This window comes from Streptomyces sp. NPDC051578, from assembly GCF_044454045.1.
Classification (GTDB): domain Bacteria; phylum Actinomycetota; class Actinomycetes; order Streptomycetales; family Streptomycetaceae; genus Streptomyces.
The window spans coordinates 262025-277808 of record NZ_JBITDH010000008.1; the positions used below are offsets into that span (position 1 = coordinate 262025).

The following is a 15784-nucleotide window of genomic DNA, read 5'->3' on the forward strand; positions in this document are numbered from 1 at the left end:
CGACCGGCCGTGTCCGCGTCTCGTCGCATTGCCCCGCCGGTCGCGCCGGGAGGTGCTCGGAACCTTCTGACGGGCAGGTTAGGGAAGGGCGCCGTATCGACCCGCTGAGCGGCGCTCGAACTTCGGACGAGGCCCGCTGGGAAGTGCCTGCAGGGGGTACGTCCCCGTCCGCGCCGTATGGGTGAGTACGGCGTGGCCCGCCGCGAGCCAGGTGAGGGCGTACAGCCATCCCCCGATGACGTCGCTGGGCCAGTGGACGCCGAGGTAGATCCGGCTGAGTCCGACGGCCACCGCCCAGCAGACGAGCAGTGCGGCGCCGGTGCGGGCGACGGCGGGGCGGGTGGTGCGGTACAGGGCCCAGGCAAGCAGTCCGGCCACCAGGGCGGAGGTGGTGGTATGGCCGGAGGGGAAGGCGTAACCGGTGGCGGTGGTCGCCCAGTCGGCCGGGGCGGGGCGCGGCCGGTGGACCAGGAAGAGCGCGGCGTAGCGGGTGGCCTGGGCGAGGAGGAGGAAGAGGAGCGCGGCGATGGCGGCCAGTCGCCGCTCCCGCGCGTCGCGGCCGGCGATCAGTCCGGCCGCCACCGCGCCGAGGTAGGGCAGCGGCCAGGTGCCGGTCGCGGTGAGGAGGCGGGCGCACGTGGCGGCCCAGGGCGGCCGGTGGCGTACGGACCAGACGTGCAGGCTCCGGTCGACGGGGAACGGGAGGCCGTGCCGGCCGGCGACGGTGGCCGCGAGCAGGGCGAAGAGCGCGGCGCACACGGCCGCCACCCCCGCCGCCGCCACCGCTCGGTTCACCTCGGCGCGACCAGCGGCCGCAGCCGGGATGCGCGGGCCCGTTCCACCAGCGGTGCGCCGCGCCGGGCCGCGAGCGTCAGGCACCAGCCGACGGCGGCGCCGACCACCAGGCCGAGCACCACGTCGTGCGGGTAGTGGGCGCCGACCCAGACCCGGGAGAGCGCCATCAGCAGCGCGGCCAGGGCGGCGATGGAGCCGAGACCGCGGTCGACGAGCCAGAGCGCGACCGCCGCGGCGGCGGCGATGGCGGCGTGGTTGCTGGGGAAGGACCAGTCGTCCGGGCCGGGGCACGCCTCCAGGGTGACGGTGTGCAGGGTCCGGCAGGGGCGCTGTTCCCGGACCAGGGCCTTGATCAGGGCGTTGGCCGCGTAGGCGAGGACCACGGCGACCGGCGCGGCCAGTGCCATCGCGATGCGGGGGGCGTTCCCGGGCCGGGCCCGCCACCAGGCGGCCAGCATGAGCACGGCGAACAGGCCCAGGCCGTACGCCGACCAGTGCGAGACCAGCGTGTCCAGCCAGCCGGGTGACCGTCCGGCGAGCCCGGTGACGTGGGTGTACAGGCGGCCGTCGAGGGACGCTCCGTCGAGGGCGGGAAGGGCCCTCGGGGCGGGAACGTGCGCGGGAAGGGTCATGGATCGCCACTCCCTCCTACGGATGACGTAGATGGTCTACGTCACTGTAGGAGGCGTCGGTGTCTTGCGCAGGCGAGGCGTACGCCAGGCGGCGGACTCGGGCGGCTAGTGGGAGTGCGTCTCGGGCACTTCGGGAGCCGTAGGGGCGGCGGGCGCTTCGGGTGACGCGGGAGCTGCGGGAGTCGCGGGACCTGCGGGCGCTTCGGGTGCCGCCTGACCACCGACCCGGACCGTGAACGCGGCGGTGTGGACCTTGCCCTGGTGCTGGAAGTCCAGGAAGAGCCGGTAGGTGCCCGCGCTGGGGGCCGTCGCCGTGAACGAGACGTCCGGGCCGGGACCGCCGGCGTTCGGGTGGACGTGGAGGTAGGCCAGGTCTCCGTCGCGCAGGGCGACGAGGTGGCCGTAGGCGCCGAGGTAGGGCTCCAGGTCGACGACCGGCTTGCCGTCCTTGCTGACGGTGAGCCTCAGCTCCTGCGCCTTGCCCGGGACGGGCGCGCCGGCCAGCGCCACCTGGTAGCCGTCCACCTCGGCGGTGGGTACGACCGGCGGCAGCGGGGCGGGGGCGTACGGCCCGGGCACGGACACGTCGGCGCCGAGGGTGACTCCCTTGGCGTCGGCGGCGGCCGGGGTGAAGTCGGCGAATACCTTGTAGGCGCCGGGCGACGGCAGGTCGACGGGGGTCGACCAGGTGCCGTCCTCGGCGCGGACCGGGTGCAGGTGCCGGTAGACCGTCAGGTCGCGCGAGGCGACGATGAAGTGCAGTTCCTTGCCGTGTTCGGTCTTGAACGCGGTGACCTTGCGGCCCTCGCGGTCCTTGACGGAGAACCTCAGCTCCCCCTGCCCGGGCGCGACCTGCCGGGTGTCGAGGGCGAGCGTGTAGCCGCCCTCCGAGATCTGCAGCCCTCCCGCCGCCGGCCCTTGGGCCGCGCCCTCCTCGTGGCCCGCGTGCCCGCCGCCCGCGGCGGACGACACCCCGGCCCGCGCCGCATGGGCGGCGTGCTCGGAGGACGCGGGGGCGTTCACGGGCCCGACCCCCTTGCCGACCCCGTACGCCGCTCCGAAGGCCGCGGCGAGCGCGGCGGCATAAGCGGTGATCCTCACTCCGGTGTTCATGGCTGCTCTCCCGTACGACGTGGCCCGCGTTCGGCGGTTCGATGCACTTCACCATACCCCTGGGGGGTATCAAGTCAAGCCGAGCCCGCCGCTTGCGCCGGATACCTCTGGGGGGTATATCTGGAAGCCGACAGGGATACCCCCTCAGGGTATACCGACCGACGAAGGAGAGATCCATGTCTTCCTGCTGCACTCCCGAAGGCAGCTGCGGCACCGGCGCCGCGCAGACGGCCGTCGCCATCGCCGACAGCACCGCCACCACCTACCGCGTCTCCGGCATGACCTGCGGCCACTGCAAGAGCGCCATCACCGCCTCGGTGAGCGCGCTCGACGGCGTCCTCTCCGTAGACGTCGACGTGGACGGCGGCCTGGTCACCGTGACCACGGCGGGCGAGCCCGACGACGCGGCCGTCGCCGCCGCGATCGACGACGCCGGCTACGAACTCACCGGCCGGGCCGCCTGACACCCGCCCGGCCCGGCCGCCGGGGCCCGCCGCCGCGCCCCGCGCCATCCGCCCGGGCCGCCGGGCCCCGGCCCCCACCCCGCTCGAACGAGGAGCAGTTCTCATGACCACCACCACAGCCGGCGCCGCCCAGGTCGAGCTCGCCATCGGCGGCATGACCTGCGCCTCGTGCGCGGCCCGCATCGAGAAGAAGCTCAACCGCATGGACGGGGTCGAGGCCACCGTCAACTACGCCACCGAGAAGGCGAGGGTCACCTTCGACGCCGACATCTCCGTGGCGGACCTCATCGCCACCGTCGAAGCCACCGGCTACACCGCGCGCGAGCCCGTGAAGGCCCCGGAGAACGGCGGCCCGCAGGCGCCCGCGGAGGAGCCCGACGAGCTGCTCCCGCTGCGTCAGCGGCTGGTGGCCGCCGTCTGCCTCGCCGTGCCGGTCGTGGCGCTGGCCATGGTCCCGGCCTTCCAGTTCGAGTACTGGCAGTGGCTCTCGCTGACCCTGGCCGCGCCCGTGGTCACGTACGCCGCCTGGCCCTTCCACCGCGCCGCGTGGACCAACGCCCGGCACGGCGCCGCCACGATGGACACCCTGATCTCGGTGGGTACGACGGCCGCGTTCCTGTGGTCGCTGTGGGCGCTGTTCTTCGGCAGCGCCGGAACGCCCGGCATGACGCACGCCTTCGAGTTCACCATCGCCCGCACCGACGGCGCCGGGAACATCTACCTGGAGGCCGCGGCCGGAGTCACCGCCTTCATCCTCGCCGGCCGGTACTTCGAGGCCCGCTCCAAGCGCAAGGCCGGAGCCGCGCTCAAGGCGCTGCTGGAACTGGGCGCCAAGGAGGTCACGGTGCTGCGCGGCGGCCGCGAGGTCACCGTGCCCACCGCCGAACTCCGGGCCGGGGACCGCTTCCTGGTCCGCCCCGGCGAGAAGATCGCCACCGACGGCACCGTGGTGGAGGGCTCCTCCGCCGTCGACGCCTCCATGCTCACCGGTGAATCCGTACCCGTCGAGGTCGGGGTCGGGGACTCCGTCACGGGCGCCACCCTCAACGCGGGCGGACGCCTGGTCGTCGAGGCCACCCGGGTCGGCGCCGACACCCAGCTGGCCCGGATGGCCAAGCTGGTCGAGGACGCCCAGAACGGCAAGGCCGCCGCCCAGCGCCTCGCCGACAAGATCTCCGCCGTGTTCGTACCGGTCGTCATCGGCCTCGCGCTGGCCACCCTCGGCTTCTGGCTCGGCTCCGGCTCGGGACTCACCGCCGCGTTCACCGCCGCGGTCTCCGTACTGATCATCGCCTGCCCGTGCGCCCTGGGCCTGGCCACCCCGACCGCCCTGATGGTCGGCACCGGCCGGGGCGCCCAGCTCGGCATCCTGATCAAGGGCCCCGAGGTCCTGGAGACCACCCGCAAGGTCGACACGATCGTCCTGGACAAGACCGGCACAGTCACCACCGGCAAGATGACCCTGCTCGCGGTGCACACCGCCGAAGGCACCTCCGAGAACGACGTACTGCGCCTGGCCGGAGCCCTGGAGCACGCCTCCGAGCACCCGATCGCGCAGGCCGTGGCCTCCGGCGCGGCCGCCCGGGTGGGCGCCCTGCCCGCCCCCGAGGACTTCGCCAACATCCCCGGCCTCGGCGTCCAGGGCGTCGTGGACGGGCACGCGGTGCTCGTCGGCCGCGAGAAGCTGCTGGCCGAGTGGGCGATCAGCCTGCCGGCCCACCTGGAGCACGCCAAGGCCGCCGCCGAAGCCGCGGGCCGTACCGCGATCGCCGTCGCCTGGGACGGGCAGGCCCGCGCGCTGCTGGAGGTCGCCGACGCGGTCAAGGACACCAGCGCCGAGGCGATCGGGCGGCTGCGCGCCCTCGGGCTCACCCCGATCCTGCTCACCGGCGACAACAAGGCGGTGGCCGAGGCCGTCGCGGCGGAGGTCGGCATCGACGAGGTGATCGCGGAGGTCATGCCGCAGGACAAGGTCGACGTCGTCAAGCGGCTCCAGGCCGAGGGCCGCAGCGTCGCCATGGTCGGGGACGGCGTCAACGACGCGGCCGCGCTCGCCCAGGCCGACCTGGGCCTCGCGATGGGGACCGGCACGGACGCCGCCATCGAGGCGGGCGACCTGACGCTGGTGCGCGGGGATCTGCGGGCCGCCGCCGACGCCATCCGGCTCGCCCGCAAGACGCTCGGCACCATCCGCTCGAACCTGTTCTGGGCCTTCGCCTACAACGTGGCCGCCCTGCCGCTCGCCGCGGCCGGACTGCTCAACCCGATGATCGCCGGAGCGGCCATGGCCTTCTCCTCCGTCTTCGTCGTCGGCAACAGCCTGCGTCTGCGCGGCTTCCGCGCCGCCGACAACTGAGGAGTCCTCGTGGCCGGTTACTCAGCACACAAGGAAGACGTCATCAGACGCCTGCGGCGGATCGAGGGCCAGGTCCGCGGCGTGCAGCGGATGGTGGACGACGACGTCTACTGCATCGAGGTACTGACCCAGGTGTCCGCGATCAACGCCGCGCTCCAGTCCTGCGCGGTGACTCTGCTGGACGAACACCTCGCCTGCTGCGTCACCGAGGCCATCGCGCAGGGCGGCGACCAGGCGAAGGAGAAGGTCGGCGAGGCCACCAAGGCGATCTCCCGACTGATCCGCGCCTGACCGGAACGCGGCCGACTGCCCTTCCATGGAGCCGACTTCATGGGAGGGCAGTTCGCCGTTCCGGGCCCGTGGGGCCGGTCGCCTACCCGCCGGGGGTATGCCGCAGGGCAAGGGGCGGCCCGTACGATGAGCCGCTCGCGAGGGGTGAGGGCCGAAAGGAATGCGCGTGCGCCGACTGGGAGATCTGGAGGCCGAGATCATGGACCGGCTCTGGCTGTGGCAGCGGCCCGCCTCCGTCCGTGAGGTCGTCGACGACATCAACCTCGGGCGCCGCGTCGCCTACACCACCGTCATGACCGTGGCCGACATCCTGCACCGCAAGGGCTGGCTGCGCCGGGAGAAGTCCGGCCGCGCCTGGATCTACGAGGCCGTCCGCAGCCGCGAGGAGTACACGGCGGCGCTCATGCAGGACGCGCTCGGCGACAGCCAGGACCGCAAGGCCACCCTGCTGCGGTTCGTGGAGCGCATGTCCCACGAGGACGTCGAGGCGCTGGACGCGGCCCTGCGCGCCGCCCGCCCCGGACACGCCGACGCCGACGCCCCGGGAAGCGGACGGTGAACCACCACGTCCTGCCCCCGCTCGGCCTGGCCCTGGTCACCGGCCTGGTCTTCCCCTGGCTGCTGGTCCGGGCCCGCTGGGCGCAGCAGGCGCCGCGCCTGGCGCTGGCCGTCTGGATCGCCTGCGCCGCCGTGTTCGCGCTCGCGGCGGCGATGCTGCCGGCGCAGCTGCTGCTGCCGGCGCGCACGAGCCACCGTCTCGTCGACCTGGCCCTGACGCTGCGCCTGCCGTCACCTCGGCGGATGGCGGCCGGTTCGGCCCGGGAGTTCCTCGCCGCGGGCGCAGCGCTCGCCGTCGCAGCGGTGCCCGCGACCGGTTTCGTACGGGAGTTGCTGCGGGCTCGACGGGCCCGGACGCGCCACGCCGAGCTGCTGCGGCTGGTCGGCCGGCCCGACCCGCACCTCGGGGTGACCGTACTGGAGGACGCGCGGCCCGCCGTGTACTGCCTGCCGGGGCGCTCGCGCCGGGTGGTGGTGTCCTCGGGCGCGGTCGAGATGCTCACGGCGCCGCAACTGGCCGCGGCGCTCGCCCACGAGCGGGCCCACATCGGCGGCCGGCACCACCTGCTGGTCGCCGCGGCCGGGGCGTACTCGGGCAGGGTGTTCCGCAGGCTGCCGCTGGCCCGGATCGGCGGGAGGGCGGTACCGCTGCTCCTGGAGATGGCCGCCGACGACCGGGCGCTGCGCGGCTGTTCCCCTGACGCGCTGGCCCACGCGCTGTACGCACTGGCCGCCGGGCGGGCGCCGCACAGGGCGTTCGCGGCGGGCGGCCCCTCGGCCGCGCTGCGCATGAGCCGCATCCTGGCGCCGCCCGCGCCGGGCCGGCCGGTGCTGCGCGGGCTGCTCGCGGTGGCCGCCGTGGTGTCGGTGGTCGCGCCGCTGGTCTTCGCCTGCTGCTCGGTCCCCGGATAGCCGCGGCCCCAATCACCGCATTTACTAAGCGAATTCGTAGATTTCTCACCGCCACCGGCCACTTGAATTCCCCGCTATTGTGGGCGGGTACGGGCCGAGGACCGGGACGCGAGGGGTGCGGGACGAATGCTGCTGGCTGACGTGCGATCGGCAGCGCCCGGTGACGCGACGGCGATATCCCGGCTGCTGGGAGTCTCGATTCGCGAGGGGTACGGCGCCGCGCTCGGGGAAATCCGGACCGCGCGCCTGGTGTCGGACCAATGCTCCCTGCCCCTGATAAGAGCGGAAATTGAAATTCCCGGCGGGGCGCCCGGCCGGCTGGGCTGGCTGGTGGCGGCCGATGCGGACGGGCGGGTCGTGGGGGCCGTCTCGGGAGGTGTCCCCGTCGCCGCCGAAGGCGAGTTGTACTCCCTGTGCGTGGCCGCCGACCGGCGCCGCGGCGGGATCGGGACGGCGTTGCTGGCGGCGGCGACCGAGCGGATGCGGACGTACGGGGCCACCTCGCAGTGGATCGGCCTGCCCGCCGGGCTGCCCTCCGAGGCCGACCCCGCCGTGCCCTTCCTCACCCGTCACGGCTTCACCGGCGTCACCCCGGTGCGCCTGCGCCGTACGCTCTGACGCCCCCCAGCTCCCGCGGCCCGTGGCAGATCCACGCCATCGCGTGTTCACGCAGCCCGTTCCGCTGGCCGGGGACCCCGCCCCCGGGACAGGATTTCCCCAGCGGCGCGGTCCCGGCGGCACGGGCGCCACGCCCCGGACGGCCGGACCCAGCGAGCCCCTGGAGGAGCGATGCACACACCGAGCGGCACTTCCCTGCCCGTCGTGCCCGCCGCGCTCGCACCGGTCCTGCCGTCCGCACGGCTCGCGGGCGCCGGCGCCCCGGTGCTCGTCGGCGCCGGAATCCGCGACGCGGCGGACTTCCTGCCCGGCCTGGAGTCGGTCTCGCCCGTGGAGGAGCACTCGGCCTGGCTGCACGGCGCACTGCTCGGCCCGTACAGCGCCGACATCGTCCGCTGCCTGAGGCTCGCCCGCGAGGCCGACGGCCCGGTACTGGACCTGGGCTGCGGCGCCGGGCGGCTCGCGGTGCCCTTCGCCCGCCACGGCTTCGAGGTCGAGGGCGTGGACCGTGACCCGGCCTGTCTGGAGCGGCTGGGTGCCTGGGGCCGGCGGATCGGCCCCCAGGTATCGGCCCGGGTGACCACCACCCGGGCGGACCTGGCATCGCTGCGGCTGCGGCGGACCTACCGGCTGGCGCTGCTGGCCGGGACGATGGTCTGCGCCCTGCCGCCCGCCGCGCGTCCGGGGCTGCTGGCAGAGGTCGCCGCCCACCTGGCGCCCGGCGGCGTCCTCGCCCTCGACTACACCGCCCACCGGCTGCGCGGCCTGGCCGAGGAGCCGCAGCGGACCTGGGCCTTCGAGGTCCCGCGGTTCGACGGCGTCGAGGAGTGGGCCGTCGCCCGTCAGGTCTTCGACCTGGAGGAGATGAGCGAGCGGATCACGTACTACACCGTGCGGACCGGGAAGCTGAACAGCGAACGGGTGGTCCTGACCACCGACAAGTGGATCGTCGACCCGGCCCGGCTGACGGCCGAACTCCAGGCGGCGGGACTGTGCGTCGAGCGCCGCTTCCGCCATCGCCTCGACGAGCGGACCGAGAGCGTCTTCCTCGTCTGCCGCGCCGCCGGCTGACCCCCGGCCTCCCCCTCCCGCACCCTCTCCCCGGGCGGGGGCAAGAGGTACGATGCACTCAAAGGTTTGGGTGGACCAACGGCGAGTGGGTGGCGGAGGAATGGCTGTCGTGGAGGAGTCGACCGGCCGCGAGGCGGTGATCCAGCGCCTCCGCGACGTGGGGCTGCGCGTGACGGGACCGCGCCTGGAAGTCCTGCAGGTCCTGACCGCCGGCGGCCACATGGACGTGGAGGCCATCACCGCGGCGGCCCGCGAACGGCTCGGCACGCTGACCAGCCAGGCCGTCTACGAGATGCTGCGCCACTTCCTGGAGACGGGGCTGGCGGCCAAGTTCGACCGCCCGGGACTGCCCGCCGTCTTCGAGATCGCCGGCCCGCCGCACCAGCACGCGCTCTGCCTGCGCTGCGGCCGGGTGGAGAACGTACGGGCCCGGGTGCCCGAGCCGACCGACGAGGCGCTCCTCGACTGGCGTATGGACGGCGGCGCGGAAGTGGTGTTCAAGGGCCTTTGCCCCGATTGCCTGCGCGCGCAGGAGCGGCCGTAGGAGGTCCCGCCGGAGCGGCCGAACGGCCCGCGTGACGCCCGTCACATACGAATCGAGGCGGCGGGAGCTCCTCCAGCCACATGTGTCAAAGTGTGACTGTCGATTCGTAAGACGAGGGGGTCACTGCGCGATGGCAGCGGGCGATGGCAGGGACGGCATCCAGTCGGCCGACAGGGTGTTCGCTCTCTATCAGGAGCTGCGCCTGCGCGGGGTGTCCGACGTGGGCGACGTCTCCCGCGAACTCGGCCTGGCCCCCGAGGAGTACGAGCGGCGGCGGGCCGAACTGATCGAGCTCGGACTGATCGTGCCGACCGGGACCACCCACGCCACGCGCGCCGACCTCCAGGCCGGCACCTGGGAGTCCGCGGCGGACGCCGTCGCCGTGGTGGACCCCGAGATCGCCCTGCTGCGCATGCTGCGACGCGAACGCGAGCGACTGCGCGAGCACTTGGACGAGTCGGACCGGGCCTACGGCTCGCTCGAAACCCTGGTCGGCACCTTCCTGCGGCCGGGTTCGCTGAGCGGCTCCGAGGTCGAGGTGGAGATCCTCGACGACTACGGCCGGATCCAGCAGGTGCTGGAGGACATCACGGACGTCATCCAGCACGACCTGGCCTCGATGCACGTGACGGCCCTCGTCCGCGAGGTCGCCGACCGGGTCCTCAGCCGGGACCGGCGCCAGATCGACAACGGCGTGCGCATCCGGGCCATTTACCACCAGCGCATCACCACCTCCCCGGAGGCGACGCAGATGCTGCGCCGCCGGGTCGAGGCGGGCGTGGAGATCCGTTTGTCCCCCGCCGTCCCGATGAACATGATCATCGCCGACCAGCAGTTCGCCGTGCTGCCCGTCCACCCGGAGGACCGGTCGGCCGGCGCGATCCTCGCCCGCGGTCCGGCCCTCGTCCGCTCCTACCGGGCGCTGTACGAGCACTGCTGGCACGCGGCCACACCGTACGGCGACGACGCCGCCCCCGAGGTCGGCGGGGACGGGCTGTCCGAACAGCAGCGGGCCGCCCTCAAGATGCTGGCCTCGGGCATGAAGGACGAGAAGGTCGCCCGGACGCTCGGCGTCTCGCTTCGCACGGTCAGCCGCATGCTGTCCGAACTGATGCAGGAAATGGGGGCGTCGAGCCGGTTCGAGGCCGGAGTGCGCGCCCAGCGCCTCGGCTGGCTGGACTGACCGGCCGCACCACCTCGCACCGCACCACACCGCACCACACCGCACGACGGAAAAGCCCCGCCGCCGCCCGACCCGTTGGGGAAAGGCGCGCGCGGGGCTTTTGCCGTAGGGCGTCGCGAAGCCGAGCGAGGCCGTCGCGAAGCCGTCGCGACTAGTCCCAGCCGTTGCCGTCCGACACGGAGCAGGGGGTGGGGACGTTCGCGGTACAGGACGGGTGAGCGGACATGATTCCTCCAGGAAGCCGCAATGGCGATTGACGATCGGCGTCTTCGCGACCCGTGCCGCCGGGATTGCGTCGAAGACCTCTCCATTGTCGTACGCCATTCGGGGCTGGCCCCGATTTCTGTAGCGCGTCTGAGGCGGAACTGGAGCCGCCCGGACCGGAGTTCACATTGACGTTACGCTTACATACCTTTGGTCAGCTCAAAAGAGCTGTTAGGCTGGCGATCCGGCCTTCTCGACCCTCCAGGAGAGAGGCGTCGGCGAGGCAGGAGCGTGCCGCCGCTCCTGCCTCACTCGTTCCCGGCGCCCGTCGACCGCCGCCGTCCGCCGCTCCTCGGCCAGCGCGCCCCGGTACACCTCCAGCGTCCGCGCGGCGGCGGCCCGCCAGCTCATCGACCGCGCATGGGCCACGGCCGCCTCCCCCATCGCGACCCCCGCCCCGGGACGCTCGACGAGGTGGCGCAGCCGCGTCGCGTACGCGGCCGGATCGTGGCCCTCCACCAGCATCCCCGTCACCCCGTCCCGCACCGCGGTCGGCAGACCGCCGACCGCCGCGGCCAGGACCGGGGTCCCGCAGGCCTGGGCCTCCAGGGCGACCAGCCCGAACGACTCGCTGCGCGAGGGGACCACCAGGACGTCGGCGGCCCGGTACCACTGGGCCAACTCCCGCTGCGGCACGGGCGGGGAGAGCCGCAGCACGTCCGCCACCCCCAGCTCCCGGGCCAGCTCCCAGGCACCATCGCGGGGCCCGGAGCCCGAATGCCCGCCCACGACCGGGACGACGGTCCGCGGGCGCAGCCACGGGGCCGCCGACAGCAGCTCGGCGATCGCCCGCACCATGACGTCGGGGCCCTTGAGGGGCTGGATCCGGCCCGCGTACATCGGGACGAACGCGTCCGCCGGCAGACCGAGCCGGGCCCGCGCCTGTGCCCGCCCCCCGCCCGGCCCGAAGGTGCCCAGGTCGACCCCCGGCCGTACGACCTCGGTCCGGCGGGCGCAGGCCCCGTACGACTCCCGCAGCGCCCGGGCCTCGTCGGCCGTGTTGGCGATGAGCCGGTCCGCGGAAGCGGCCACCTGGTGCTCGCCCCGGATCCGCAGCTCGGGCTCGGGCCGGTCGCCCTCCGCGAGGGCGGCGTTCTTCACCCGGGCCAGGGTGTGGGCGGTGTGCACGAGGGGGATCCGCCAGCCGGCCGCGGCGATCCGGCCGGCCTGCCCGGAGAGCCAGTAGTGGGAGTGGACCAGGTCGTAGCGCCGGTCCTCCTTGAGCAGCGCCAGCGAGAACGGGAGCACCAGCCCCGGCATGGCCTCCTTGGGGAGCGCGGCGCGCGGACCGGCGGGCAGGTGGCGTACCTGTACGCCGGGCGCGAGGTCGACCCGGGCCGGTCCGCCCTCGCCCCGGCACCGGGTGTACAGGTCGACTTCGACGCCGTGTTCCGCGAGGGCCCGGGACAACTGGACCATGTAGACGTTCATGCCGCCCGCGTCCCCGGTGCCGGGCTGGTGCAGCGGCGAGGTGTGGACGCTGAGCATGGCGACGCGCAGGGACACGTGGATCTCCTAGCGGAAGGGGTTCAGAAGCCGAACACCGGTCCCGAGGGCGGTGCCAGCCGGGTGCCGGGTGGAGGTGGTGCGAGCGCCCCGGCGGAGACGGGCAGTCCCGCTGCGGTTCCCAGGGCCGAGGCCAGCCGGTCCGCGCCCTCCGGCATCACCGGCCGGGCCCACGCGCTGAGCGCCCGGGCGACGGCCAGTTGCGCCGACAGCGCCGGCAGGTGGCGGCCGCCGGCGCCGGGGCGGTGTGCGCCGTGGGCGTTGACATGGCCGAAGTCGCCGACCGCGCGGACGACTTCGTCGAGCACGGCGACCGCCCGGCGCGGATCGAAGGCGTCCGGCCCGTACGCTTCGCGCACGTCCTCCACGGCGCGCAGCAGCCGCCGCTCCAGCACCTGCCAGCCGGTGCCGCCCGGGAGCGCTGCCGGTGCGAGGCCGCCGCACTGCTCGCGCACGGCGGCGAACAGCCGCGAGAGCCAGCTGTTCCAGTTCTCGTCCAGCTCCCGGCGGGCCGCCGCCAGCCGGCCGGTGTCGAAGTGCGTGCGCCGGCCGAGGGGCCGGGCCGCCAGGACGTGGCGGCGCAGGGTGTCGGACCCGTACTCGGTGATCAGGTCCAGCGCCCACGCCTTGTGGCCGGCGCCGGGCCCCTCGTCCTCGATGACGTACGCCTCGTTGACGCAGAAGTCCTGCGCGGGCTTCACCCCGCGGGCGGACAGCAGGACCGGCAGCAGCACGGCGTGGCAGAAGGAGTGGCCGAACCCGCAGAAGTGGACGGCGCGTTCGGGAACGGGACGGTCGTCGCCGCAGCCGAAGAGGTGCATCGCGGCGGTTTCGAAGCAGCTGTCGATCCGGTGCTCGGGGAAGCCGTCGACGGGCACGGGCAGGCCCCACTCCGCCGGGTTCGTCACCACGAGGTCCGGCAGGCCGTCCTCCAGCAGCGATTCGCACAGCGCGGCCAGCCGGGGCGGCAGGCCGGCGTCGGCCCAGTAGGCGGCCAGGGCGTCGCGGAACGGCTCCAGCGGGATGTACAGGCGCCGGCAGCGGCGGAGCGCCGCGGCCGTCCCGCACCGGGTGCACCGCGCCGCGAGGAGGTCGCCGCCGTCGTTGGGCCGGGCGCACTCGTGGCAGGTGCCGCCCTCACTGGGCTCCCCGCAGTGCGGGCAGGAGCCCGTCACGTGCGCCCCGTGCAGCCAGCGCCCGCACGGTTCGCAGTACGGCGTCAGGCGCGTGCGGGCGGCGATGACGCCCTCCGCGTGGAGCCCGCGGAACAGCTGCGCCATCCGTCGGCCGTAGCCCTCGTCCTGGCGGGGCCGCACGATGTGGTCGAACTCGATCCCCGAGCGCAGCCAGTCCGCGGTGATCGCCTCCCGGAAGCCCTCGGCGACCTCCTCCGGCTTGCGCCCCGCGCGCAGGGCACGGACGTGGACGGAGCTGCTGTGGTCGGCGGTGCCCGTGGTGAACAGGACCGGTGCGCCCTCGGCGCGCAGGTACCGCGCGAGGACGTCGGCGGCGACGTACGGTCCCGCGAGGTGGCCGACGTGGAGTTCGCCGTGGGGGGCGGGCGGGGTCGCGGTGATCCAGACGGGGGTGCTCAATGGGACCTCCTTGACGCTGTGGTGCGCAATGCTCAGCGAGGCTCGATAGGGGTGGAGCTGGTTAAGGATTCCTGCGGTTCGTGGAATGGCATTCTTCGCTCGGTCTCCCTGCGGTGAGTGGGACGCGCATGCGGTCGAATTCACGGCTCCCGGCTTCACGGTGACAATGGGGGATGCCGGGTCCCGATAAGCCTGCCAGAGGAAACAAGCGGCGGGCCGGGGAAGTGCTTGCGCATTCACGCCGTTGCGCGGACACGCCAAAGGGTTGTCTTGCGGCCCCTCCGGACGCCCAACAGGCTGGTCCCATGGAACACTTCGCGACCGATCCCATAGACCGAAGCGCCCCGGAATCCCTGCTCGTGGTGGCCGCGCACCCGGACGACATCGAGTTCTGCGTCAGCGGCACGGTCATGCGGTGGATCGCTCAGGGCACGACCCGCGTGACGTACTGCATCGTCACGGACGGCGGCGCCGGCGGATACGACGAACAACTGCCCCGCCAGGCGATGGGAGACCTCCGCCGGGCCGAACAGGTGCATTCCGCCAAGCGCAGCGGAGTGGACGACGTCCGCTTCCTCGGCTACCCCGACGGCTACGTCGAAGCCGGCGTCGACCTGCGCCGCGACCTGTGCCGGGTGATCCGTCAGGTCCGTCCGCAGCGCGCCGTCATCCCCAGCCCCGAGATCAACTGGGCGCGCGTGGCCGACCTGCACCCCGACCACCGGGCGGTCGGTGACGCCGCCCTGCGGGCGATCTACCCGGAGGCGCGCAACCCGTTCGCCCACCCGTCCCTGCTCAAGGAGGAGGGGCTGGAGCCCTGGATCGTGCCGGAGCTGTGGCTGATGACGGGACCCACCCCGAACCAGTACATCGATGTGACGTCGGTCTTCGACCGCAAGGTGGAGGCGCTGCGCATCCACACCTCGCAGACGGCGCACTTCGACGACCTGGCGGGGCTGCTCCGGCGGTGGCTGGGTGAGCACGCGACGGCGGCGGGGCTGCCCGCGGGGCGCCTGGCGGAGGCCTTCCAGGTCGTCAGGATCGACTGAGTCCCGGTCCGCGCGCCGTGTGGGCGGCGGGGACCGGGACCGTGAGCCGTTCCTTGCGCCGATTCCCGGCGTCAGCGGTAGATGAGCAGTTCCTCCTCTGCGGCGCCCACCAGTTCGTAGCGCGTCCCGACCAGCGGGCGGCCCGAGTAGAGGCGGATCAGCGTCGGCGCGTCGCCCCGGAACCGGGCGGCGGGACGGCCGTCCACCGCGTTGCCCAGTACCAGCGCCTCGCGCTGCCCGGCGATGTCCGCCAGCAGCCGGGGCGTTCCGCGCCTGCGGCTCGTCGTGCGGAGCAGGGGCAGCGAGAGCGCCAGGGCGGCCCCGGCGTAGGCCCCCGGCTCGCCGAGGGCTTCCCGTACGTCGCCCGCGTGGATCCACTCCCCCAACGCCACCGCGTCCAGGGTGCCGTCACCGGCCGCGATGGCCGGACCGGCCTCGGTCAGACCGCGCTCCAGCTCGTCCAGGATCCGGGCCAGGGGCCGGTCCGCGCGTTCCGCGACGTCGGCGGCGTTGGCCGCGGGGAGGAAGACCCCTTCCTCCAGCCGGCCCTCGACGATGCGGACGAGGGCGGCCGCGCAGTGGGCGAGCACGTCGCGCACCGTCCACCCCGGGCAGGCGGTGCGCAGCGCGTACGCGGCCGCCGGCGTGCGGCGCAACAGCGGTATCAGGGCGTCGCGTTCGGTGCGCAGGAGACGGTCCGGGAGCCAGGGGTCGCGCATGTCCTCCGTCACTGACATGGCATCAGTAGCGGTAGTGGTCGGGCTTGTACGGGCCTTCGACCTTGACGCCGATGTAGGCGGCCTGCTCCGGGCGCAGGGTGGTGAGCTTGACGC

At 73.9% G+C, this 15784-nt stretch carries 17 protein-coding genes; 10 read left to right on the forward strand and 7 right to left on the reverse strand.

The genetic code is table 11. From position 1 onward, the window contains the following. Window positions 1-78: 78 nt before the first annotated feature. From ACIA6C_RS27620 to ACIA6C_RS27630, 3 genes are all read right to left on the reverse strand, one after another. Entirely contained in the window at window positions 79-795 is a 717-nt protein-coding gene (locus ACIA6C_RS27620; protein ID WP_399279796.1) for a phosphatase PAP2 family protein, read from the reverse strand. Further along, on the reverse strand, window positions 792-1427 hold the full coding sequence (locus ACIA6C_RS27625) for a phosphatase PAP2 family protein (protein ID WP_399279798.1): 636 nt from the start codon (window positions 1425-1427) through the stop codon (window positions 792-794). The genes ACIA6C_RS27620 and ACIA6C_RS27625 overlap by 4 nt, the downstream gene beginning before the upstream one ends. 105 nt (window positions 1428-1532) lie before the next feature. Further along, on the reverse strand, window positions 1533-2540 hold the full coding sequence (locus tag ACIA6C_RS27630; protein ID WP_399279800.1) for a hypothetical protein: 1008 nt from the start codon (window positions 2538-2540) through the stop codon (window positions 1533-1535). A gap of 176 nt (window positions 2541-2716) precedes the next feature. Between ACIA6C_RS27630 and ACIA6C_RS27635 the strand changes: the two genes are divergently transcribed. The 9 genes from ACIA6C_RS27635 to ACIA6C_RS27675 all read left to right on the forward strand — a co-directional run bounded on the left by ACIA6C_RS27635 (window position 2717) and on the right by ACIA6C_RS27675 (window position 10537). Then, entirely contained in the window at window positions 2717-3004 is a 288-nt protein-coding gene (locus ACIA6C_RS27635; RefSeq protein WP_361131537.1) for a cation transporter, read from the forward strand. A gap of 103 nt (window positions 3005-3107) precedes the next feature. Then, a complete protein-coding gene (locus ACIA6C_RS27640) occupies window positions 3108-5360 on the forward strand; it encodes a heavy metal translocating P-type ATPase (protein WP_399279802.1) in 2253 nt (750 codons plus the stop codon). Window positions 5361-5369: 9 nt separating this feature from the next. Next, the gene (locus ACIA6C_RS27645) at window positions 5370-5651 is read left to right on the forward strand and encodes a metal-sensitive transcriptional regulator (RefSeq protein ID WP_361131531.1); all 282 of its coding nucleotides are present in this window, start codon (window positions 5370-5372) and stop codon (window positions 5649-5651) included. 166 nt (window positions 5652-5817) lie between these two features. Then, window positions 5818-6210, forward strand: coding sequence for a BlaI/MecI/CopY family transcriptional regulator (locus tag ACIA6C_RS27650; RefSeq protein WP_399279804.1), 393 nt, complete (start codon window positions 5818-5820; stop codon window positions 6208-6210). Continuing rightward, entirely contained in the window at window positions 6207-7121 is a 915-nt protein-coding gene (locus ACIA6C_RS27655; RefSeq protein WP_399279806.1) for a M56 family metallopeptidase, read from the forward strand. The genes ACIA6C_RS27650 and ACIA6C_RS27655 overlap by 4 nt, the downstream gene beginning before the upstream one ends. Before the next feature lie 126 nt (window positions 7122-7247). Next, the gene (locus ACIA6C_RS27660) at window positions 7248-7739 is read left to right on the forward strand and encodes a GNAT family N-acetyltransferase (RefSeq protein ID WP_361131522.1); all 492 of its coding nucleotides are present in this window, start codon (window positions 7248-7250) and stop codon (window positions 7737-7739) included. Between the two features lie 171 nt (window positions 7740-7910). Beyond that, on the forward strand, window positions 7911-8810 hold the full coding sequence (locus ACIA6C_RS27665) for an SAM-dependent methyltransferase (protein ID WP_399279809.1): 900 nt from the start codon (window positions 7911-7913) through the stop codon (window positions 8808-8810). A 109-nt stretch (window positions 8811-8919) separates the two neighbouring features. After that, window positions 8920-9354 carry a transcriptional repressor gene (locus ACIA6C_RS27670; protein WP_361131516.1) on the forward strand — a complete coding sequence of 145 codons (435 nt, stop codon included), beginning with the start codon at window positions 8920-8922 and terminating at the stop codon, window positions 9352-9354. 130 nt (window positions 9355-9484) lie between these two features. Next, entirely contained in the window at window positions 9485-10537 is a 1053-nt protein-coding gene (locus ACIA6C_RS27675) for a LuxR C-terminal-related transcriptional regulator (RefSeq protein WP_399279811.1), read from the forward strand. Window positions 10538-10972: 435 nt separating this feature from the next. Here ACIA6C_RS27675 and mshA read toward each other — a convergent pair whose 3' ends face one another. Then, entirely contained in the window at window positions 10973-12289 is a 1317-nt protein-coding gene (gene mshA / locus ACIA6C_RS27680; RefSeq protein WP_399279834.1) for a D-inositol-3-phosphate glycosyltransferase, read from the reverse strand. A gap of 41 nt (window positions 12290-12330) precedes the next feature. After that, window positions 12331-13902, reverse strand: a complete 1572-nt coding sequence (locus tag ACIA6C_RS27685) for a class I tRNA ligase family protein (RefSeq protein ID WP_399279813.1) — start codon at window positions 13900-13902, stop codon at window positions 12331-12333. A 305-nt stretch (window positions 13903-14207) separates the two neighbouring features. Between ACIA6C_RS27685 and ACIA6C_RS27690 the strand changes: the two genes are divergently transcribed. Further along, on the forward strand, window positions 14208-14951 hold the full coding sequence (locus tag ACIA6C_RS27690; RefSeq protein ID WP_361131507.1) for a PIG-L deacetylase family protein: 744 nt from the start codon (window positions 14208-14210) through the stop codon (window positions 14949-14951). A 71-nt stretch (window positions 14952-15022) separates the two neighbouring features. On the opposite strand, the gene ACIA6C_RS27695 is transcribed toward ACIA6C_RS27690, so the two are convergent. Beyond that, window positions 15023-15688 (reverse strand): maleylpyruvate isomerase family mycothiol-dependent enzyme, encoded by a 666-nt coding sequence (locus ACIA6C_RS27695; RefSeq protein ID WP_361131504.1) that lies wholly within the window; start codon window positions 15686-15688, stop codon window positions 15023-15025. Window positions 15689-15692: 4 nt separating this feature from the next. Then, a partial coding sequence (locus ACIA6C_RS27700) for an adenosylhomocysteinase (protein ID WP_399279836.1) occupies window positions 15693-15784 on the reverse strand: 92 nt, incomplete at its 5' end.

Coding starts and splice junctions, on each gene's coding strand:
- ACIA6C_RS27695 (WP_361131504.1), bottom strand. CDS start 15,688: ATGTCAGTGACGGAGGACATGCGCGACCCCTGGCTCCCGGACCGTCTC.
- ACIA6C_RS27665 (WP_399279809.1), top strand. CDS start 7,911: ATGCACACACCGAGCGGCACTTCCCTGCCCGTCGTGCCCGCCGCGCTC.
- ACIA6C_RS27635 (WP_361131537.1), top strand. CDS start 2,717: ATGTCTTCCTGCTGCACTCCCGAAGGCAGCTGCGGCACCGGCGCCGCG.
- ACIA6C_RS27690 (WP_361131507.1), top strand. CDS start 14,208: ATGGAACACTTCGCGACCGATCCCATAGACCGAAGCGCCCCGGAATCC.
- ACIA6C_RS27675 (WP_399279811.1), top strand. CDS start 9,485: ATGGCAGCGGGCGATGGCAGGGACGGCATCCAGTCGGCCGACAGGGTG.
- mshA (WP_399279834.1), bottom strand. CDS start 12,289: ATGCTCAGCGTCCACACCTCGCCGCTGCACCAGCCCGGCACCGGGGAC.
- ACIA6C_RS27630 (WP_399279800.1), bottom strand. CDS start 2,540: ATGAACACCGGAGTGAGGATCACCGCTTATGCCGCCGCGCTCGCCGCG.
- ACIA6C_RS27640 (WP_399279802.1), top strand. CDS start 3,108: ATGACCACCACCACAGCCGGCGCCGCCCAGGTCGAGCTCGCCATCGGC.
- ACIA6C_RS27625 (WP_399279798.1), bottom strand. CDS start 1,427: ATGACCCTTCCCGCGCACGTTCCCGCCCCGAGGGCCCTTCCCGCCCTC.
- ACIA6C_RS27660 (WP_361131522.1), top strand. CDS start 7,248: ATGCTGCTGGCTGACGTGCGATCGGCAGCGCCCGGTGACGCGACGGCG.